At 42.2% G+C, this 18843-nt stretch carries 20 protein-coding genes; 11 read left to right on the forward strand and 9 right to left on the reverse strand.

Annotated elements, in window-relative coordinates:
* Positions 1 to 517: 517 nt before the first annotated feature.
* Together ABJK37_RS00570 and ABJK37_RS00575 are read left to right on the forward strand one after the other, a co-directional pair.
* Positions 518 to 769 carry a type II toxin-antitoxin system prevent-host-death family antitoxin gene (locus tag ABJK37_RS00570; RefSeq protein WP_348349013.1) on the forward strand — a complete coding sequence of 84 codons (252 nt, stop codon included), beginning with the start codon at positions 518 to 520 and terminating at the stop codon, positions 767 to 769.
* Positions 766 to 1020, forward strand: coding sequence for a Txe/YoeB family addiction module toxin (locus ABJK37_RS00575; protein ID WP_348349015.1), 255 nt, complete (start codon positions 766 to 768; stop codon positions 1018 to 1020). The genes ABJK37_RS00570 and ABJK37_RS00575 overlap by 4 nt, the downstream gene beginning before the upstream one ends.
* 264 nt (positions 1021 to 1284) lie before the next feature.
* Here the strand turns inward: ABJK37_RS00575 and ABJK37_RS00580 are convergent, their stop codons facing one another.
* The gene (locus tag ABJK37_RS00580) at positions 1285 to 3411 is read right to left on the reverse strand and encodes a TonB-dependent receptor (protein ID WP_348349017.1); all 2127 of its coding nucleotides are present in this window, start codon (positions 3409 to 3411) and stop codon (positions 1285 to 1287) included.
* A 95-nt stretch (positions 3412 to 3506) separates the two neighbouring features.
* Here ABJK37_RS00580 and ABJK37_RS00585 point away from each other — a divergent pair, with 95 nt between their 5' ends.
* From ABJK37_RS00585 to ABJK37_RS00595, 3 genes are all read left to right on the forward strand, one after another.
* Entirely contained in the window at positions 3507 to 3968 is a 462-nt protein-coding gene (locus ABJK37_RS00585; RefSeq protein WP_348349019.1) for a BlaI/MecI/CopY family transcriptional regulator, read from the forward strand.
* Positions 3958 to 4926: a hypothetical protein gene (locus ABJK37_RS00590; protein WP_348349021.1), complete on the forward strand. Its 969-nt coding sequence runs from the start codon at positions 3958 to 3960 to the stop codon at positions 4924 to 4926. The genes ABJK37_RS00585 and ABJK37_RS00590 overlap by 11 nt, the downstream gene beginning before the upstream one ends.
* Before the next feature lie 104 nt (positions 4927 to 5030).
* Complete coding sequence (locus tag ABJK37_RS00595; RefSeq protein WP_348349023.1) at positions 5031 to 5696, forward strand: TetR/AcrR family transcriptional regulator; 666 nt, start codon at positions 5031 to 5033, stop codon at positions 5694 to 5696.
* A 2-nt stretch (positions 5697 to 5698) separates the two neighbouring features.
* Here the strand turns inward: ABJK37_RS00595 and ABJK37_RS00600 are convergent, their stop codons facing one another.
* A complete protein-coding gene (locus ABJK37_RS00600) occupies positions 5699 to 6367 on the reverse strand; it encodes a haloacid dehalogenase type II (RefSeq protein ID WP_348349025.1) in 669 nt (222 codons plus the stop codon).
* A 255-nt stretch (positions 6368 to 6622) separates the two neighbouring features.
* Between ABJK37_RS00600 and ABJK37_RS00605 the strand changes: the two genes are divergently transcribed.
* Together ABJK37_RS00605 and ABJK37_RS00610 are read left to right on the forward strand one after the other, a co-directional pair.
* The gene (locus ABJK37_RS00605) at positions 6623 to 7177 is read left to right on the forward strand and encodes a carboxymuconolactone decarboxylase family protein (RefSeq protein WP_348349027.1); all 555 of its coding nucleotides are present in this window, start codon (positions 6623 to 6625) and stop codon (positions 7175 to 7177) included.
* A 387-nt stretch (positions 7178 to 7564) separates the two neighbouring features.
* Positions 7565 to 8038 carry a hypothetical protein gene (locus tag ABJK37_RS00610; protein ID WP_348349029.1) on the forward strand — a complete coding sequence of 158 codons (474 nt, stop codon included), beginning with the start codon at positions 7565 to 7567 and terminating at the stop codon, positions 8036 to 8038.
* A 71-nt stretch (positions 8039 to 8109) separates the two neighbouring features.
* On the opposite strand, the gene ABJK37_RS00615 is transcribed toward ABJK37_RS00610, so the two are convergent.
* Together ABJK37_RS00615 and ABJK37_RS00620 are read right to left on the reverse strand one after the other, a co-directional pair.
* Positions 8110 to 8331: a DUF2798 domain-containing protein gene (locus tag ABJK37_RS00615; protein WP_348349031.1), complete on the reverse strand. Its 222-nt coding sequence runs from the start codon at positions 8329 to 8331 to the stop codon at positions 8110 to 8112.
* 223 nt (positions 8332 to 8554) lie between these two features.
* A complete protein-coding gene (locus ABJK37_RS00620) occupies positions 8555 to 9433 on the reverse strand; it encodes a pirin-like C-terminal cupin domain-containing protein (protein ID WP_348349033.1) in 879 nt (292 codons plus the stop codon).
* A 137-nt stretch (positions 9434 to 9570) separates the two neighbouring features.
* On the opposite strand from ABJK37_RS00620, the gene ABJK37_RS00625 reads away from it, so the two are divergent.
* Positions 9571 to 10467: a LysR substrate-binding domain-containing protein gene (locus tag ABJK37_RS00625; protein WP_348349035.1), complete on the forward strand. Its 897-nt coding sequence runs from the start codon at positions 9571 to 9573 to the stop codon at positions 10465 to 10467.
* Between the two features lie 197 nt (positions 10468 to 10664).
* On the opposite strand, the gene ABJK37_RS00630 is transcribed toward ABJK37_RS00625, so the two are convergent.
* The gene (locus tag ABJK37_RS00630) at positions 10665 to 11132 is read right to left on the reverse strand and encodes a GNAT family N-acetyltransferase (protein ID WP_348349037.1); all 468 of its coding nucleotides are present in this window, start codon (positions 11130 to 11132) and stop codon (positions 10665 to 10667) included.
* A gap of 115 nt (positions 11133 to 11247) precedes the next feature.
* A complete protein-coding gene (locus ABJK37_RS00635) occupies positions 11248 to 12189 on the reverse strand; it encodes a LysR family transcriptional regulator (protein WP_348349039.1) in 942 nt (313 codons plus the stop codon).
* Positions 12190 to 12241: 52 nt separating this feature from the next.
* Between ABJK37_RS00635 and ABJK37_RS00640 the strand changes: the two genes are divergently transcribed.
* A complete protein-coding gene (locus ABJK37_RS00640; protein WP_348349041.1) occupies positions 12242 to 12517 on the forward strand; it encodes a DUF1330 domain-containing protein in 276 nt (91 codons plus the stop codon).
* 50 nt (positions 12518 to 12567) lie between these two features.
* Here the strand turns inward: ABJK37_RS00640 and hutH are convergent, their stop codons facing one another.
* Genes hutH through hutC form a run of 3 tightly spaced genes read right to left on the reverse strand, consistent with a single transcriptional unit; the run spans position 12568 to position 16517 of the window.
* Complete coding sequence (gene hutH / locus ABJK37_RS00645; protein ID WP_348349043.1) at positions 12568 to 14088, reverse strand: histidine ammonia-lyase; 1521 nt, start codon at positions 14086 to 14088, stop codon at positions 12568 to 12570.
* Complete coding sequence (gene hutU / locus ABJK37_RS00650) at positions 14088 to 15779, reverse strand: urocanate hydratase (RefSeq protein ID WP_348349045.1); 1692 nt, start codon at positions 15777 to 15779, stop codon at positions 14088 to 14090. Before hutU ends, hutH begins: the two co-directional genes overlap by 1 nt.
* Before the next feature lie 9 nt (positions 15780 to 15788).
* Positions 15789 to 16517, reverse strand: coding sequence for a histidine utilization repressor (hutC, locus tag ABJK37_RS00655; protein WP_348349047.1), 729 nt, complete (start codon positions 16515 to 16517; stop codon positions 15789 to 15791).
* A 106-nt stretch (positions 16518 to 16623) separates the two neighbouring features.
* Here hutC and hutI point away from each other — a divergent pair, with 106 nt between their 5' ends.
* Together hutI and hutG are read left to right on the forward strand one after the other, a co-directional pair.
* Positions 16624 to 17844, forward strand: coding sequence for an imidazolonepropionase (hutI, locus tag ABJK37_RS00660; protein WP_348349049.1), 1221 nt, complete (start codon positions 16624 to 16626; stop codon positions 17842 to 17844).
* Positions 17841 to 18788 carry a formimidoylglutamase gene (gene hutG, locus ABJK37_RS00665; protein WP_348349051.1) on the forward strand — a complete coding sequence of 316 codons (948 nt, stop codon included), beginning with the start codon at positions 17841 to 17843 and terminating at the stop codon, positions 18786 to 18788. The genes hutI and hutG overlap by 4 nt, the downstream gene beginning before the upstream one ends.
* Positions 18789 to 18843 lie beyond the last annotated feature (55 nt).

Raw genomic sequence — 18843 nt, forward strand, 5'->3', positions numbered from 1 at the left:
AGAAATCGTATTGCCGCAGGTCAACCCAAAACTACGTTTATCAAGGGTGCCTGCATGAGAGAAGAGTTTGAGTTAATGCATTGGGTCAAGCATCGGCTGTGGCACAATCACCGAGGGCGTTAGGATGGCAATAGTGTTTATTCATTATTGAACCACGAACATAGACTGAAGACAGGTGTCATCGGTGACCGACGCGGGACGGAATAAGTAAGGTAGGCGCTGTTCATCGAAGGTGAATAATCCACGAATATCAGCAAGACAACCGACGAATTTACTTGCTTCACTCGATGCGTTAACTCAATTTATTTGAGACAACTAAATAGGCTTACAAGATCAGGCAAGGTTGTTACGTTTTACTTGACGTGGGGAGTCATACCAACACCCAAATAAGAGGCTAAAAATATTTGACTATACTAACGAACGAAGTAAGGCGAGCCAAACATTTACAGTCCTTGTTGATTTGTTTGTTATGTTTAATTATACTTTGTTGTACAGAATAAAGTACAGGCACAGAAAAATGGAAGCAATGAGTTATACAGCTGCACGAGCAAATCTAGCGAAAACGATGGAAAAAGTATGCGATGACCATGCTCCAGTAATAATTACACGAAAGAGCGAAAGCCCTGTTGTGATGATGTCATTAGATGATTATGAAGCAATGCAAGAAACAACCTACCTACTCAGATCACCCGCGAACGCGAGAGCCTTAATAGAATCGATCGCTGAGTTAGAGGCTGGGAATGGAACCCCAAGAGAATTGCTTGAATGAAGTTAACCTTCTCAACGAAAGCATGGGAACAATATCTGTATTGGCAAACTACGGATAAAAAGATCTTAAAGCGGATTAATACATTAATAAAAGATATTCAGCGTGAACCTTACGAAGGACTTGGTAAGCCAGAACCTTTAAAACATGCCCTTTCAGGTTATTGGTCTCGCAGAATCAATGATGAACATAGGCTCGTTTATAAATATCAGGAAGATGCAATCCTAATAGCGCAACTTCGCTACCACTATTAATAACACGCAAACACCCGTGTTTAAACACGGCTAGTTTCCGTATATAAAATTTCACTTATTCTAATCACACCAGGCAAGTTATTACAACGTAAAGGTTTTTTACACATACTCAATTACATTAGTTGCAGAAATGCCGCAGTTGCACAAGATCTTGCATATATACGGACAGAGAACCAAATCTGTATATAAAAACAGTAAAGAGTGCCGAAAGGCACTCTTACTTTTATTTACAAAAGTGAGCTTTTGCCATCTATTGCCTACCAACTAAAACCTATAAACGGCAGACAAACGCACGGTTCTTGGTTCAAGTACGTGATAGTGCAAGTCTTCGGTAGCGCTATCAACTGGTTCGTTGGCAAAGCGGCTGGCGTAGTAATAATCAATATCGTGATCATTACTATCAAGGGCGTTCAATACATCTAACTTTAAGGTGAGTTGCGAGAACTTGTAACCAACATTTAGGTTCACTATTTTCGAATCGTCAGATGTCATACTGCCGTCTTCAACTAAGGGGCGGTCAGAGAAATAACGTAACCTTGCTGCGGCAAACCATCCATGTTGTGGTTGATAACTTAACCCTGTTTGCAGTACGTGTTCTAGCGCTCCTGGTATGTGATTAGCGTTTTTAGGTAGTTCATCAAACTCTGCGTGGGTATAGGCGTATTCAAAATCAAAGCTAAATGCGTCAGCAATACTGTAATAACCAGTTAACTCAACGCCGGAGCGTGTCGAAGCGTCACTGGGCTCGGTATTTCCAGCGTCACCAACAAAGAGTAGTTCACTGTCTAATTTAAGCTGCCAAATAGACATTGAAACATTTATCCGTTGGGATAAATTGCCACGCAGTCCTAGTTCGTAACCAATGGAATCAACAATAGGATCGACTGGCGCAATAGACTCTCCAGAATTAGGGTCAAGCTGCACTATGGTGCCTCTAGCGTCATTAGAGTGAAACCCTTGCCCTGCAGACAGGTACCCTTCCCAGTTTTCACTAAAAGTGTAAATAACATTGGCTTTTAACGCCACATTTCCGGCATCTTCGGTTCCTTTGTTTGTGCTTAAGTCGACATCATTGATATTGGTATCGATATTACTGCGCACATCAAAATCAAAGAAATCGTAGCGCGCACTTACAATTGTTTTAATGGAATCATTCCAAATAATATTGTTTTGCCAATAAAACCCTAGGCTGCTTTCAGTCACCGCATCATTTCTGATTGCACCTAGTCGTTGCCTTTGTTGGGTTTGAAATAAGCCTACCTCGTCAATATCGTCGATACGTGCTTGCGCACCAAATTCATTGGAAATAGGCTTTCCTCGCCAGTTTGCAAAGCTGGTATAACTTATATGGCCGCCGTAAATTTGCCGCCTGTCGACTTGTTCAAATTGATCCCCTGTTGTGGGGTTATCTAAAAAGTAGGTAAAGTTTGACCAAAGATTTAAATCATAATCAATAAGATAAGCGGAAGCCTGAAGGTTCTGGTTTTTCCATGCAGCATTGATGCTATAGCGACTACTGTTGCCCCCTAAACTAGTATCGAGGGAGCCTAGTTCATCTATAATGCCAGCGGTTACGGCCCGATGCGGAATTTGATCGGCACTGTTCCATGAGTTGTCGTACCCCATAAAAGTCAGTTTTAGGTCGCCATTATTAAGCTTAGTGTTGTAGCTTAAAAACACATTGGTTTTGCTAAGGTCTTCTTCAATGTCTGTCCAGGGGCCATCATAACGATTATATTCAATCGCGTAATTTAGATGGTCGTCGTCCATAGCTAGCCCACCAGCCAATAAATATCTTTGGAAATTGTCTTCACCCAAGGTAGTGGCAAGTTGCGTAGTTTGCCGTTGATTAACAGTATGAAAATCTGCTGCACCGGCGCCACTAAAATCACCGACTTGGCCATAATAAGCACCTTTCTTAAAGGTGATGGTATTAATCGTTTCTGGGATGATAAAATTTAAATCGGTGTAGCCTTGGCCATGCCCATGAGTACGCATGTTGATAGGCATATTGTCGATTGCTGTCGCAAAATCAGTTCCGTGGTCAAGGTTAAAACCCCGTAAAAAATATTGGTTGGCTTTGCCTGTTCCGCTGTGTTGTGTCACCACCATACCGGGCACTAGTTCTAAAATTTCGCCGCTGCGTAACATCGGCCTATTTAGGATTTCTTGTTGCCCTATTATGCCTTCAGAAGCAGAAATCGCTTCACCAATCAGGCTAGCGGCTTTGCCTTGAATCTCAATTTTTTCTATACTGGCGGCTTCTGTTGATCCGTCCCGCTCAGTTTGTTGAGCTAACACTGGAAACGAACCTAAGCCACACAAAACACTATAGATCACAGCAACATATGGCTTATTTAACTTAAAAGGAACCAGATTTGTGTTTTTCATTTATTTGCCTTTTTTATCCCGCATTGCTTCTACAAGCTACATTTAGGGCTAGTTAACCATGCAGTTTAAAAACCGATAAGGCCTCGGTGAAAAATATGAATAATAAAAATATGCCCACATCAAAAGCGCCGTTAACTGCCCCTGTGCTAGGCCAGCGCGAAATAGACACCTTGAGATTGTTTTGGCGTAGCGAAGCCACTACTTTAAGTGCCACAGATATTCACAAAATTTTGAAGGACCAATCTGAAACACCACAGGATGTTATCAGTATTAATACGATTCAAAGCACCATAGAAAGGCTTTGGAAAAAGAACTTGCTGAGTCGCAATAAACAAGGAAAGGCTTTTATTTACAAAGCAGCCTATTCAAAACAAGAAGTGATCAGTAGTTTAATAACTGAAATTAGTGACGCCTTAGGAGAAGGGGACGACAGCGCAATTATGTCGGGTATTTTTACTTTTCTAAAATCCAAAAACAATAAGGGTCACCGAGATCTGTTACACACTCTTGGTAACGAACTCAACTTAGTTCATACAAGTAATAGCAATGACGATTGAGACAATCTTCGCTTCGTTTATGCAATTTGCGTCCTTGTTCGCCATTGCATGCTGTATTTTTTTAGTGAGCTCGTTAATTACCTCTGGAATATTTTTAGCGCATCGCCGATACATCCAGCCCTATCCCTTAAAAAGTGGCTACTTATTTTTTCATGGGTTTTGTGCCGTATTGGCTACGCTAGTTGTGAGTGTTTGGTTGTCGTTGTCCCACTCGCCGAGTTTGCCGTTTGTTTTTGAGCACTGTCACAGCAGCAATTGTGCCGCGCATATTCCCGCCGTTATCGATCCCGCTTTGCTGAATTTACTGTTTGCTTTTTTTGTTATTGGGTTTATTGGGGTATGTACTGTTTTTATCAAAATTCACCAAAACAGATTGCAAGAGCGCATCGATAGTTTACTTCGACTCACACCCAATCAGGACGCTAATAACCCATATTGGGCTCAGGCTACCATTGTCGAAATACCCCAGCCAACCTTGATCAATGTTGGGCTGTTTATTCCTAAATTATTGTTATCTTCTGCCATAACCCGCTCGCTAAAAAATGATGACGCACAACTATTGTTAGGTTATGAATATGCAAAAGCTAAACAGTTTGAAAATCTCAAGGTAAAACTGCTACAAATAAGTTGCTTATTTTGGCCTGCAACAGCCAGGAGCCAATTAATTAGCGACTTACAAAGTGTCATACACGTGTGCGCTATAGAGGGCATTCGTTTACAACACGGCCATCAGCAAACTCAGATACCTCCTGACATCTTTAATAATATGTCTAATGAACTTAGAGAGTTTCTATCGAATATCTCTGGCACCGATAGCTATACTTCTCAGTCCCATAAAACAAAGCAAATGCAACCAACAGCAAACAATATTGCCTATTTTTTTAGTGGTTTGTATTTTATGTGTTTAGTGATTGTCACATCAAACTTCACACATTTTCTGTTCGAACTCATTAAGTAAATACAAACGGAAATAGCTTTACTAAACACTTATCCAGACACTTACTCTCTGCCACACAATCAAATCGGCACCACTATCTTGTATATTCAGCAAAGTCGTTATCCATGACTTTATTTTTGTATACCGAATGGTATAATTTAACTTTGAGTACTTTACTGGTGAACAATATGGCAAGTGGTCGTAAACGAGAGTTTGATTCTGAAGTAGCCTTGGATGCTGCCATGCATGTGTTTTGGCAGAAAGGTTACATCGGTACATCGCTAATGGATTTGACTCAAAGTATGGACATCAGTAAACCGAGTATGTACCGCGCTTTTGGCAATAAAGAATCTTTGTTTGTCAAAACGACTCAGCGCTATCTTGAGACAAAAATGAAGTCCCATATGGACGTATTATTTGAACAAGGGGTCCCGTTAAAGCAACGCTTAAAAAATCATATGATGTCGATACTCGAGATGCAGTGTGGTTCTGAGCAGGCTAAAGGGTGTTACTTGGTGCTATGTCAATCCGAATTGGTCAGCGGGGTGATTCCTCAAGAGGCTGAGCAGATTTTGGTTGAAGCCGAAAGTTTACCCATGAAGTTGTATACAGACTTATTCACTGAAGATCCCGAAGCAATTGAGTTAGGCTTAGATAAAAATGCACATATCAACAGCCTGAGTTTGTACACTATGCTCAAAGGCACCGCCACTATGGCACGTTCTGGTGTAAACCAATCAGAGCTTGGGCAATCAATAGATAACATTCTTACGGGCATAGGTTTGCAATAGTTTTACTTGTTTAGATGTTGTAATAAGTTATCGAGACAGTTTATTACAACATTAGGCTCGATTTCCCAAGGATCAAACACTGCATCTTCACTACGTTTTACCCATGCCGCTCTCATCCCATGAGATTTGGCACCAATCACATCAAATGCATTGCTCGATACTAACCAAGTATGTTCGGCACTTGAATTAACTCTATCTAATAAATGTTGGTAAATTTCTGGGCTAGGTTTAAACGTACTAATTTCGTCAGCGCTTACCACATCACTGAAATATTCCAAAAGACCGGCATTGTCCAAAAGGGTATTAACCGATTGCGCATCGCCGTTTGAAAACGCCACTAACTGATAATTTTCTGCTAATTGCGGCAAGGCCGTTTTGATATCACTAAAAGCGGGTAAACACAGGTAGCTGTCTAAAAGCTGTTGTTTTTGAGAATCGCTTAAGGCTACTTTTAATGCAGCACAGGTGTAATTAAGAGCGTCTTTAGTGCAAATCGAAAAGTGCTCATATCGCTTCATCAACCCTCTTCGAAAAGAATACTCCAATTGTTTGGCTCGCCATGTTTCAGAAAACAACTGTGCTTTTTTGTCGACAAAATTCGATAACAGATTTAACACACCTTGTGTGTCAATTAGCGTGCCGTAAACATCAAATGCAATATTTATTTTCATTTCAATCAATCTACTTTTATCAGTTAAAACATAAAGTTATGTCAGCCACTTAGTCGAGTTAAATACACCAACTGGATTAATTTCGACCCAGCATTGACTTTACCGTACCAATCGGTACAATGCAATCCAATAATTTGATACCGATTGGTACGGTAAGGGTTTTCAGAGATAAGATCTATTTATCATCAATAGAATTTAGTGGTCAAAAACCTTGAAGCCGCACCAGAAAATTAACTTAAAATTGAGGAAGTAAAGATGACAACATTAACTATTCAATCTATCGAATCAGCACCTGAAGCAAGTAAGCCACTTCTAGAAGGTTCTCTTAAAGCATTTGGCATGGTACCTAATTTACACGGGGTGTTAGCCAGCTCTCCACAAACCCTGGATGCCTATCAAAAGTTACATCAATTATTCATGGATACCTCATTTGATGAAGAAGAACTGACTGTAGTATGGCAAGGTATCAATGTTGAGCATGAGTGTCATTATTGTGTTCCAGCACATACCGGCATAGCACACTCTATGAAAGTTGACTCAGCGCTAATCGAAGCATTACGTAATCAAGAACCTATGCCTACCCCTAAGTTACAAGCATTGTTTGATATGACATTGAGCATAGTGCGCAATCGTGGCAATGTTTCCCAACAAGAACTAGATAGTTTTTACGCGGCTGGTTATGGTGAACAACAGGTGCTAGAAATCATATTGGGGCTTTCTCAAAAAGTGATCAGTAACTACACCAATCACATTGGAAATACCCCTGTAGATAAACCTTTTGAACAGTTTTCTTGGTCTAAAAAAGCGTAATCAATTTAAAGACTAGAAGTCGTGAATACCCAGAACTAAGCAATTACGTTCTGGGTTAACGATTCACAAGGAGGGGTAGATGCTAAAATATCAACTACCTCACTTTGAGTATTACATCTGAATAACTATTGACGTATTTCAGGGCTAAGGAATATTGCTCCTAGCCTTGTGTATATCCATCCCATTCATTGCCCATTTGAGGCCCCTATAAATAATTTGGTCCTGACAACTACCTAACTTTACGAGCTAACATTTGAGTGAGGTATCAAACCGAAAAGCACAAATTGGTTAAAATTCGATCTTTAAATTTTTTGTGCTAGTATCCGTTTCCAATAAAATACACCAACATGCCCAAAGCAAATTAAAATAATAATACGGGGATTATGTATGCGCTTTTTTGATGGATTTGACAAAAAAGACTTAATTATTGGTACCAGCGGGTTTTACGTAGCCGCGTTAGCACTCATATTCTTGAGCATGTTTTTGACAGATCATATGCTACTCAGCAAAAGTGACGAGCTGTATAAACGAAGTAATCTAACAAACGACTCATACAAAACCTCTACTACAGCGAATACGTTAATTAGCTATGAAATTCCTCTTGGATTCGGGTCTAGAGTGTTACTCGATAATAATATAACCTTATCCATGGTTGTTGACCAAGTTGAAGCAATCATGCAAAGCACTGAATTTGCTTCAATATTTATTGTTTTTAGCTGCAGCAAAATAGATTGCAAAGTGTCATTTACCGCTACTGAAGATGACAAGTTTCATCTCACAGAACTCGCCAATGAGCGCTTTGCTAGCAAAATGTCATCGCAACTCATGTTAGTGCAACCTTCAGCACAAAAAACCAAGTAAAATTGACGCAACCATCCATTGGAGTTGCAAGGGCGTTAAATTACCGCCCTGTTGTACATACGATCCAAAAACTAAGTGACCAAGATTTCGGTGACCCATTTAGCTAAAGGCTGCATCAATAATGCAGTGGGAAATGCAATACAAAAGCTCCAACCGATAGTGCGTAACCATGCAAATACAAACAGGCTTGAGAAACCTTCATTGTTGGCGGTGGCCACAAAGGATAAAACTAAAGTCATACCCATCGCCATGGTGGCCACAAACACATAGTGAGAATACTTTCTGCTTATCATGATAACCCCTTATAAGCCTATACATTGACCTAAACTATTTGTTGCTAAGTGCAATATAAAATTAACCAATCATCGTTGAAAGAAATTGGCTGGCCGCACTGTTCAGTCTTGATGAACCCGCACTGTCCAGCCTTGATGAATCCGCTCTATCAGAATATGGCAACTAGTAAATACCAGTAATGAGCTAATCCATGCATTGGAAACGCTTCTTATGTTTCACGACTTACTCAGAAATACTTCCCAACAATCCGGCCTCGTATGCGGCGCTTACCTGCTGAAGTTCATTGATGTTGCTCATCACAAACGGTCCTTTTTGAATGAACTGCTCATTGATGGGTGTACCCTGTAAAATCACAAAGTGTGCCCTTTGAGTGCTAACGAAACTTAGAAGCTGATCAACCTCTCCCACTTGTATGGCGATGGCTCGTTGTTGTGGCAGGTGAAGCGTCTGATCCCCTAGCTTGATATCAATATCGCCACTTACGGCGTATACCACTAAGGACTGCTTGCCAGCTACTTGGTGAGAATATTCAGCTTGGTCTTCCAAAAACGCATCCAATGCAGTAAAAGGTAGCGCTGGGGATGTCGCCCCGTGTATGCCATTGCTTTCTCCAAAGACCACGCGGACCCGATAACCCTCTCCGCTTATTATGGGAATAGCGTGCGAAGGCACGTGTAATGCAGCGGGTGCATCATGTTTATGAAGTTTAGGCAAATTAACGAAAATTTGCAGACCATGAGTTTTTGACCCTAGGGTGGGTTTTTCATCATGAACCGCTCCACTACCCGCTTTAAGCCAGTAGCTATCACCAGGGAGTAGGTCAATATTATTGCCGAGAGAATCGCGGTTGTTAAATACCCCCTCGCTGTCCTCAAATAGAATCGACAAAGCTGAAATACCTGCATGGGGGTGAGCACCAAAGGTAGGGCTGCTCATTGTATAGTGATCCATCATAACCAAAGGATCCATTAAGCCTTGGAATTGGTCGTGTTTAAAGCTCAGCGCATCAAATCCGCTGCCAAGAATCAGAGGCTTGCCCGTTACTTGCTGGCTAATTTGAAATTCTCCACGCTGCGTAGATTGTTGTATAGGTAGGTTCATACTTATCTCCAAGTTGTCTGTAATGTCATTGATGATTAGTATTGTTTAGAACGATAACTTTGAAAAGTAGCAAAAAATGAACTTATCGTTCTATAATTGAAACGATAAAGACAATACTATCGAGGTGACTGATGGATATGAATGGTTATTTCTTTTTCGTTCATGTGGTGGAGAAAAAGGGCTTTGCTTCAGCAGGGAGAGCGTTGAATATTCCTAAATCCCGCCTAAGCCGGCATATAAGCCAGCTCGAAGAACGGCTAGGAGTACGACTAATTCAACGCACTTCCCGCAACTTTAAAGTGACTGATGTGGGTGAAGCTTTTTATCATCATGCCCGTAAAGCGGTAGATGAAATCGAGGCAGCGAATGCAGTAATTGCACGACAATCCGCAACATTGGCAGGAAAAGTTCGAGTATCTTGTTCGGTAGGCATGGCACAGTTCGCGCTGTCTCAATTGATTGTACGTTTTCTCAAAGACAACCCCGAAGTAGAAATTATTCAGCAAGTCACCAACCAAGCAGTTGACCTGATTGAAAGTGGGTTGGACATGGCTATTCGTGGCCACAGCCAGCCGCTACCTGACTCAACCTTAATTCAAAGACGTTTAGCAACTATTACATGGGGATTACTTGCTTCACCAAGCTATCTTGAGAGCACCGGTACCCCACTCACTCCTGAAGATTTAGAAGGGCACGCAGGCTTAAAACTCGGCTGGCAGCATGAAAACGGTCATTGGGTTTTACAAGCTAACGATGGCTCAACTTTTTCGAAAACCTACCGCCCACGTTTATGCAGTGAAGACATGGTGACCCTAAAACAAGCCGCTTCATCAGGATTAGGCATTGTAGGTTTACCGCTTTACACCTGTCGAGACGATCTACGAGTTAAACGACTCGTTCGAGTTTTGCCTGATTGGACCGCAGGCAATGCAGAAATCAGTTTGCTTATGCCTACACGCCAAGGTATTCCACCTGCGGTTTCGGCTTTCGCTAATTTTCTTCGAGATGAATTGCCTAGTGTTTTTGCTACCTAGCACTACTAGCTGACGCTAATTGTCGCTAATCTACCAGCACAGAAGTGAGGTTTTAGTTGAAATGATACCGAACACCGACACCAAGTGTTTCAAGATTGAATTGCCCAAATCTGTAACCTACATATTATCCTCTAGCTACGCCTGTGTGTGCTGCTACAGTGGTTGTCAGTGAGTGTGCTCACAACCACTTAATTAGACTAAATACTTTTAACTAAATGTAACATTTCAGGTTTAAAGCCGATTTTTTCGTAAAACCCGTTGGCCTTAGAATTATTTGCAAATACTTCAAGGTGCAACAGGCGGCATCCCTGATTTTTAGTCCACTTTTCGGCAGACTCCATCAGTATTTTACCTAGCCCTAAACCTTGTGATTGTGGTGATACAGCCAAAAGAGGCACCGTGCCGCAGGTTTCACCGCTAATTCCATCTTTGTGTGTGCGCACATGAACAAAGCCTAATGGGATTTTTTTGACCTCAACAATCAAAGTAACATGTGGAACCGAGGTTTTTGCAAGCATCTCTGAAATGTAGTTGTCCTGCATTTTTTGAATATCTTCAGCGCTATGCCAATCTAACTTTGCAACCTCGGCTAAATACGGTGAAAGCTCAAAAATGAATGTTCGGTCATCTTCATTCGCTTGTCTGATTACTACTTCATTTTTCATTCTAAACGTCTACATCACTTGTTCACTATAAATTACACATAACACTTGGCAAAAAATCCTAATCTAGGCTTGGTAGATTAATGTTATGACTAAGCCTTAATTTTTGAGCCTGTATTTATGTATTTGCCTTCGTAAAATAATAACTAAACAGCTCATAAAATCGAGTGATATGTATAGGTTTTTCGCCTTCATACTTATGTAAAAAGTAAAAATGCCATGCTCTGCCTCTTAATTTTGGCAAGACCCGCTCAATGGAGCCATCAACTAAATGAGACTGAACTAAAAACTCTGGTAATAAGGCGATGCCCATATCATTCAAAACACACTCTAACGCAGCGACTAGTGTATTCACTTTGGCACTGTGTTTAACCGTGACTAAATGTTTATTTTTTAGGTTGTTATCAAACAATTGCAGCTCATCATGCTGCCAAGCAGTTGCGATAAACTTTTGCTCAGGCAAATTTTCAATCTTGCTAAGCGGGCCCTGCGCTTTATTATAACGACGAGAAGCACAGAATATTTCAGACACCTTACCAATAGACAGAGCCCTATAGTTTGAGTCTTTAATGTGACCTCCAAAAATTGCGGCATCTAGATTATGTTCTATTAAATCTAACCAATTCCCTGAGACCACAATCTCGGGTGTTAGCTGCGGAAATTCCAAACACAGCTGCCTTAACGCCGGCACCACAAAATCTTTCTCGAAAAATGGGGGAATGCAGACTTTAAAGCTACCTGAAGGTTGTGCCTTAGCGCTGCTCAATTCAGTTAGGGTCAGGCTAAGTTGCTGGCTAAGCAGCTCACTCCTCGCCAATAATGACTTACCCACAGCGGTTAATGCTAACCCTCTGGTATTACGTATCAACAACTGTTGGCCTGTTGCCTGTTCTAAACGTTTTATTTGTTGGCTAATGGCAGATTTACTTAACCCTAGCTTTTGTGCTGCAGCGGTAAACGATTCTCTTTTGGCTACTTCCACAAAAATTAAAAGTAAAGGTGCGAGTTTTACATTGTCCATATATTTAAACAAACTGTTAATTTTACGGTTATTGTTCATTTTTAACTAAGTGATTAAAGTGTGTCAACTCAATACCTAAGGAGAAAACGAAATGAAAACGTTAGTTACCGTTGACTTAAACCCAATAGATAAAACCACAATGGCTGAATACAGCCAGCTAGCATCAAAAACACTGGAAACCTATGGAGGCCATTTTATAGCAAAAGGGCCAATCGAAAACTTGCATGGCGAAACACCTTACGCGATGAAAGCTGTAATTGAATTTCCAGACAAACAAAGTGCTAAAAATTGGTACTCCAGTGAGGCTTATCAAGCCATCATTCCTTTACGAAACAAAGGCATGGATAGTCAGTTTCAGCTGGTGTAGGTAGACATTGTTAACAGCGCGCAGTTTTTGCAAACTGCGCCAATCAAGTATTAAAGCAAGTCGATAGCAACATTATCTAACAAGCTGCGATTCACGATCAGTTTTTTGGCATTTTCTATGTCTGGTGAAAAATATCTGTCTTTGTCATAAAACGGCACTTTCGAACGTAATAAAGCCTTCACCGATTTTAATCTATCGCTGGTTTCGAGTGGTGCTCTGAAGTCTAGGCCTTGGCTTGCAGCTAGCCATTCAATGGCCAGTATCCCAGCGACGTTTTCAAAGATATCCCATAAACGTCGACCAGCAAAAGTGGCCATAGAGACATGATCTTCTTGGTTCGCCGATGTGGGTAGTGAGTCTATCGATGCAGGATGAGCTAGGGTCTTGTTTTCGCTGGCAAGTGCCGCACTGGTAACTTGTGCAATCATAAAGCCCGAGTTAACGCCGCCGTTATCAACTAAAAAGGGGGGTAAGCCACTTAAGTGCGAGTCAATCAATAACGCCATTCGTCTTTCAGACAAAGCGCCGATTTCGGATAACGCTATGGCCAACATATCTGCTGTCATAGCCACTATTTCAGCATGAAAATTACCTCCTGAGAGAATGTCGCCGTTGTCGGCAAACACCAATGGATTATCTGATACACCATTGGCTTCCACCACTAGGGTTTGAGCTGCATAACGCATTTGTTGTAAACAAGCCCCCATCACTTGCGGCTGGCACCGCAGTGAATAGGGATCTTGCACTTTTTCACAGTGGTCGTGTGAGTGACCAATGGCGGATTCTTTTAATAATATTCTATAGGCGGCGGCAACATCGGTTTGCGCTTGATGACCACGGGCTTCATGAATACGTTTATCAAAAGGCACCCGCGAACCAAGTGCGGCTTCTACACTGAGCGCGCCTATAGCAATGCTGCTGTTTAATGCATTTTCGGTACAAAACAATCCTTTTAACGCAAATGCCGTTGAGGCTTGAGTGCCATTAAGCAACGCCAAGCCTTCTTTAGGTGCTAAGGCAATTTTTTCTAGGCCGGCAATTTTTAGTGCATGTTCGGCTGAAATTTTAGAGCCTTGATAAATCACTTCACCTTCCCCCAGTAACACCACACTCATGTGGGCAAGGGGCGCTAAATCGCCCGAGGCTCCTACTGAGCCTTTTTCTGGAATAGCAGGGTATATTTCTTTGTTGTAGAGCGTGATTAGCGCTTCGATAACTTGCAAACGAATGCCCGAATAGCCGCGAGATAATGAATTTATTTTGAGTAATAACAACAAACGTACCACGTCTTCAGACATAAAATCGCCAATACCTGCAGCATGGGACAACACTATGCTACGTTGTAAAAGTTCTAACTCTGACTCGGCTATTTTAGTATTCGCTAACAGACCAAAACCGGTGTTGATGCCATACACAGTGCGGTTTTCAGCAATCACGTTCAACACCACTTGTTCGGCTTTTAGGATGGCATCATGAGCATCTTCAGCTAAAGAAATAGGGATATGTTTGCGTTGCACATTCCTTAGTTGCGACAAAGTGAGTTGGCCTGGCTGAATAACGATACGTTCCATTATTGGTTTCCTTCTACGTCAGCTTCAATATCAAGCATAGGCAAGTCTAAATGATTATTTCTGGCGCATTCTTTGGCGATTTCATAACCGGCATCGGCATGACGCATTACGCCTGTGGCGGGGTCGTTGTGTAATACTCTAGCGATACGTTTATCGGCCTCTTCGGTGCCGTCGCACAAAATGACCACGCCGGAGTGTTGGCTAAAGCCCATGCCTACACCACCACCGTGATGCAGACTTACCCAAGTTGCGCCTCCCGCGGTATTGAGCAACGCATTCAGTAACGGCCAATCGGATACTGCGTCTGAACCATCTAACATATCTTCGGTTTCTCGGTTAGGTGAGGCCACAGAGCCAGAGTCTAAGTGGTCGCGACCAATCACTATGGGTGCAGAAAGTTCGCCTGTTCTGACCATTTCGTTAAAGGCTAAGCCGAGTTTTTGTCTTTCGCCTAACCCCACCCAACAAATACGCGCTGGCAAACCTTGGAACTGAATTCGTTCTTTAGCCATATCTAACCATTGATGTAAGTGAGAGTTATCGGGGATTAATTCCTTCACCTTTTTATCAGTTTTATAGATATCCTGAGGATCCCCAGATAACGCAACCCAACGAAACGGACCGATGCCCTGACAGAACAAAGGCCTTATGTAGGCGGGTACAAACCCTGGAAAATCAAAAGCGTTGCTTACGCCTTGTTCTAACGCCATTTGCCTGATGTTGTTACCGTAATCTAGGGTCACCGCGCCTTGAGTTTGCAGCGCTAACATAGCTTGCACTTGCAGCGCCATTGAGTGTTTGGCCGCTTTAACTACTTCTGACTCGTCAGTTAAACGTTTGCTGGCGGCCTGCTCTAAGCTCCAACCTTTGGGTAAGTATCCGTTCAGAGGATCATGGGCGCTAGTTTGGTCGGTCACTACATCTGGAATGATATTGCGAGTTGCCAGTTCGGGGAACACCTCTGCGGCATTGGCCAATAGACCTACAGACACAGCCTGCCCCGAGGATTTTGCTTGATTTAATAACTCAATGGCATGGTCAAGGCTTTGGGCTTTTTTGTCTAAGTAACCAGTTTTTATCCGAAAATCGATGCGACTCTCGTCAACTTCCACTGCCAACATTGAAAAGCCAGCCATTGTCGCTGCCAAAGGCTGCGCGCCTCCCATACCACCCAAACCGCCAGTCAATATCCAGCGACCTTTAGCAACACCATCAAAATGTTGTTTTGCTACACTCACAAACGTTTCGTACGTACCCTGCACGATCCCCTGAGAGCCAATGTATATCCAAGAGCCTGCCGTCATCTGCCCATACATCATCAACCCTTGTTTATCTAACTCATTAAATTGCTCCCAATTGGCCCAATGAGGTACAAGGTTAGAGTTCGCGATAATCACCCGAGGTGCATTTGGGTGAGTTGGAAATACCCCAACAGGTTTGCCGCTTTGAATTAATAACGATTCATCGTTAGTAAGGCGTTTGAGCACTTCTACAATTTTGTCATAACTTTGCCAATCTCTTGCGGCGCGCCCAATCCCTCCGTACACCACTAAACTATGAGGATGTTCGGCTACTTCCACATCAAGGTTATTCATTAACATCCTCAAAGGCGCCTCAGTTTGCCAACTTTTGGCGTTGAGCTGTGTACCTCTTGGTGCGCGGATAACGCGACTGGGATCATAACGATTCATAATAATTTCCTAAGGGGTTGGATTAAAATCAAGGTACCCGCCTATTCGATAGCGATTGCCCGGATGATATAAACGAGCATAACTGACCACACCTTTGCTTGAATAAGTACGGCGGCTAATTTTCAAACAGGGTTGCGAAGTTGCAATGTCCAATATGTTTGCCAGTTCATTGTTAGGCAATATGGCTTCAACAGAATGTTCGGCCTCAGTGAGCGGGGCAATCTTGCTTAAGTAATGATTAGCGGTAGTCAAAGTGAAGTTTTGTTGGATATATTGTGGTGCCAACTCAGGGTTTACTATGCGATCTTCCAATTGAATCGGCAGTCCATTTTCCAGATGAACAACTTTAGTGTGAAACACCACACTATTAGTGGCAACACCTAACCAAACACATTGTTGCTCAGTTGCGGTCACTGTATCCACAGTTAACACTTTATTTGCATAAAGGTGCCCACGCTGGATGATCTCGTCGTCTATACTGCGTATTTCTAAAATTGAGCTCATGGGTCTACTGTCAGAGACAAAAGTACCTAAGCCTTGGGAGCGCGCTAAAATTCCTTCAGTCACGAGTTCAGTTAGGGCGCGCCGCGCTGTCATTCGGCTCACACCAAAAAGCTCTGCCAATTGGTTTTCTGATTGAACTTTGTCGCCAGGGCGCATTTCGCCATGTTCTATTTTGTCAAGTAAAGCAGACTTAATTTGCACAAACCTAGGTTGCGCTGATGTTTTTTTATTCATGAGCAGACACTCCGCTAAATTGAGGTTTAATCTATAACAACATACTTGTATATACAAGTATGTGTAAGTAAACTATTTTGTATCGAAAATGGGGAGAAACCCAGACATGACAATTCAGTGTGATTTGGTAATAAACAACGTACGTATTGCTTCCATGCAAAACAATGGAGAAGCATACGGTCTGCTGCTACAAACCAGCATCGCCATCAAAGATGGTAAAGTGTTAGCTATTTTCGACCCATCACAAGATAGCTATCACAGTACCCACAGAGTTGATGGTGAAAATAAATGGCTGTTACCCGGCTTTGTTGATTGTCATACCCACCTTGTTTACGGAGGCAATAGAGCCAATGAGTTTGAGCAACGCTTACAAGGTAAAAGCTACGCTGAAATTGCCCAACAAGGCGGCGGGATTTTAGGAACAGTACTTGCCACTCGACAAGCTTCAGAGCAAAGTTTGCTTGCTAGCGCAATTAAACGAGCAACAAGATTACTTGAAGAAGGCGTAACTTGTATCGAGGTGAAGTCAGGCTACGGCTTAGACATGGATACTGAGATAAAAATGCTTAAAGTAGCGAAACAAATCGCAGAATATTTACCGGTGACAATAGAAACCACTTACCTAGGCGCACACACTGTGCCTGAGGAGTTTCGCAGTAACCCAGACGATTATGTGCAATTTGTGTGTGAGCAAGTAATACCCATTGTTGCACAGCAAAAACTAGCGGGATGTGTAGATGTTTTCTGCGAAAGTATTGGATTCTCATATGAGCAATGTCGCAAAATATTTAGCGCCGCTCAAAACCATCAATTACATATCAAGGCCCATGTTGAACAGCTCTCAGATTTAAAAGGGGCTAAGTTGGCAGCGCAATTCCAAGCGTTGTCGGTTGATCATATTGAGTATTTAGATCCACAGGATATTTCAGCTATTAAACAGGCAGGCTCGGTAGCGGTGTTATTGCCAGGGGCATTTTATTACCTCAACGAAACCCAGAAACCACCAATAGCAGAATTACGAGCTCATGGGGTGCCTATGGCCATTGCCACTGATTTAAACCCCGGCAGTTCACCTGTTGCGTCCTTATTAACCGTAATGAATATGGCCAGCGTGTTATTTGGTTTAACGCCAGAAGAAGTACTTTACGGAGTAACGGTTCATGCTGCGCAAGCTTTGGGCCTTGAAAACAAAGGGCAAATAAAACCAGGCTTAGATGCTGACTTGTGCTTATGGGATATCGAACACCCTGCCGAATTAGTATATGGGATCAACCAACATAGACCAGATGCTAAATGGTTTGCTGGTAAGGCGTGTAAATCAATATGACTCTCGCAAAAACTCATTTTTGGCAAGGCCGCGTAGATACTGAAGAGCAACAAAACGGGCTGCGCTGGCATCAAGTGATGGATCATAAAAAACGCAATACGAGTATAGCCTTGTTAGGCTTTGAATGTGATTTAGGGGTAGCGGCAAATAAAGGCAGAATTGGAGCGGCAAAAGGACCAGATGTTATCCGCAATGCGCTTTCAAATTTAGCTTGGCATGCAAATTGTGGCCTATTTGATTTAGGTAATATTGCGGCTACGACAAATTTGACCGACTCGCAAAATCACTATGCCCAGTACATCACTCAAAACCTCAATAAACACTCATTGGTTATCGGCTTAGGAGGCGGTCACGAAATCGCTTGGGGCAGCTATCAAGGTTTAGATAAATATCTTGGCGATGATACAAATAGAAAAATCGGTATCGTTAATTTTGACGCACATTTTGATTTGCGTAATCCTGCGCAAGTCACCAGTTCAGGTACGCCTTTTAGGCAGATTGCAGAATATTGCCAAACTCAAAACCAGCCGTTTCATTATGCTTGTTTAGGTATTGCCGAACCTGCAAATACTTCCGCATTATTTAGCTATGCTGAACAAACTCATACCCGATATTTGCTGGATCGTGATTGCAACATAGATGCAGCTAAACAGTTACTTGAACCTATGTTATTGGAGGTAGATGAGTTATATCTCACTCTTTGTTTAGACGCGTTTCCAGCAAGCGTGGCACCGGGTGTCAGTGCTCCTAGTGCTTATGGAATTAGCGTAGATTTTGTAATTCACATGCTTCAGTGGATAGCCGAATCACAAACCACTTTCGGCTATAAATGGCGAATAGCAGATATTGCTGAGATGAACCCCAATTACGATATTGATAACGCAACGGCTAGACTGGCGGCAAGGCTAATCTATGAAATAGTAAACTGCAAATTCAAGGCATAGAAAAAGTTAGCCAGCAATAGCTGGCTAACTTTTTAATGTATCAACAACATAACCC

The sequence above is a fragment of the Paraglaciecola sp. genome, from assembly GCF_039964565.1.
Taxonomy (GTDB): Bacteria; Pseudomonadota; Gammaproteobacteria; order Enterobacterales; family Alteromonadaceae; genus Paraglaciecola.

Excerpts from the sequence above, each read along its gene's own strand:
- hutU (WP_348349045.1), bottom strand. The coding sequence starts at position 15,779 with ATGAATCGTTATGATCCCAGTCGCGTTATCCGCGCACCAAGAGGTACA.
- ABJK37_RS00625 (WP_348349035.1), top strand. The coding sequence starts at position 9,571 with ATGAATGGTTATTTCTTTTTCGTTCATGTGGTGGAGAAAAAGGGCTTT.
- ABJK37_RS00635 (WP_348349039.1), bottom strand. The coding sequence starts at position 12,189 with ATGAACAATAACCGTAAAATTAACAGTTTGTTTAAATATATGGACAAT.
- hutG (WP_348349051.1), top strand. The coding sequence starts at position 17,841 with ATGACTCTCGCAAAAACTCATTTTTGGCAAGGCCGCGTAGATACTGAA.
- ABJK37_RS00620 (WP_348349033.1), bottom strand. The coding sequence starts at position 9,433 with ATGAACCTACCTATACAACAATCTACGCAGCGTGGAGAATTTCAAATT.
- ABJK37_RS00615 (WP_348349031.1), bottom strand. The coding sequence starts at position 8,331 with ATGATAAGCAGAAAGTATTCTCACTATGTGTTTGTGGCCACCATGGCG.
- ABJK37_RS00580 (WP_348349017.1), bottom strand. The coding sequence starts at position 3,411 with ATGAAAAACACAAATCTGGTTCCTTTTAAGTTAAATAAGCCATATGTT.
- ABJK37_RS00570 (WP_348349013.1), top strand. The coding sequence starts at position 518 with ATGGAAGCAATGAGTTATACAGCTGCACGAGCAAATCTAGCGAAAACG.
- ABJK37_RS00640 (WP_348349041.1), top strand. The coding sequence starts at position 12,242 with ATGAAAACGTTAGTTACCGTTGACTTAAACCCAATAGATAAAACCACA.
- ABJK37_RS00630 (WP_348349037.1), bottom strand. The coding sequence starts at position 11,132 with ATGAAAAATGAAGTAGTAATCAGACAAGCGAATGAAGATGACCGAACA.
- hutH (WP_348349043.1), bottom strand. The coding sequence starts at position 14,088 with ATGGAACGTATCGTTATTCAGCCAGGCCAACTCACTTTGTCGCAACTA.
- ABJK37_RS00600 (WP_348349025.1), bottom strand. The coding sequence starts at position 6,367 with ATGAAAATAAATATTGCATTTGATGTTTACGGCACGCTAATTGACACA.
- ABJK37_RS00610 (WP_348349029.1), top strand. The coding sequence starts at position 7,565 with ATGCGCTTTTTTGATGGATTTGACAAAAAAGACTTAATTATTGGTACC.
- hutI (WP_348349049.1), top strand. The coding sequence starts at position 16,624 with ATGACAATTCAGTGTGATTTGGTAATAAACAACGTACGTATTGCTTCC.
- ABJK37_RS00595 (WP_348349023.1), top strand. The coding sequence starts at position 5,031 with ATGACTTTATTTTTGTATACCGAATGGTATAATTTAACTTTGAGTACT.
- ABJK37_RS00575 (WP_348349015.1), top strand. The coding sequence starts at position 766 with ATGAAGTTAACCTTCTCAACGAAAGCATGGGAACAATATCTGTATTGG.
- ABJK37_RS00590 (WP_348349021.1), top strand. The coding sequence starts at position 3,958 with ATGACGATTGAGACAATCTTCGCTTCGTTTATGCAATTTGCGTCCTTG.
- ABJK37_RS00585 (WP_348349019.1), top strand. The coding sequence starts at position 3,507 with ATGAATAATAAAAATATGCCCACATCAAAAGCGCCGTTAACTGCCCCT.
- hutC (WP_348349047.1), bottom strand. The coding sequence starts at position 16,517 with ATGAATAAAAAAACATCAGCGCAACCTAGGTTTGTGCAAATTAAGTCT.
- ABJK37_RS00605 (WP_348349027.1), top strand. The coding sequence starts at position 6,623 with ATGACAACATTAACTATTCAATCTATCGAATCAGCACCTGAAGCAAGT.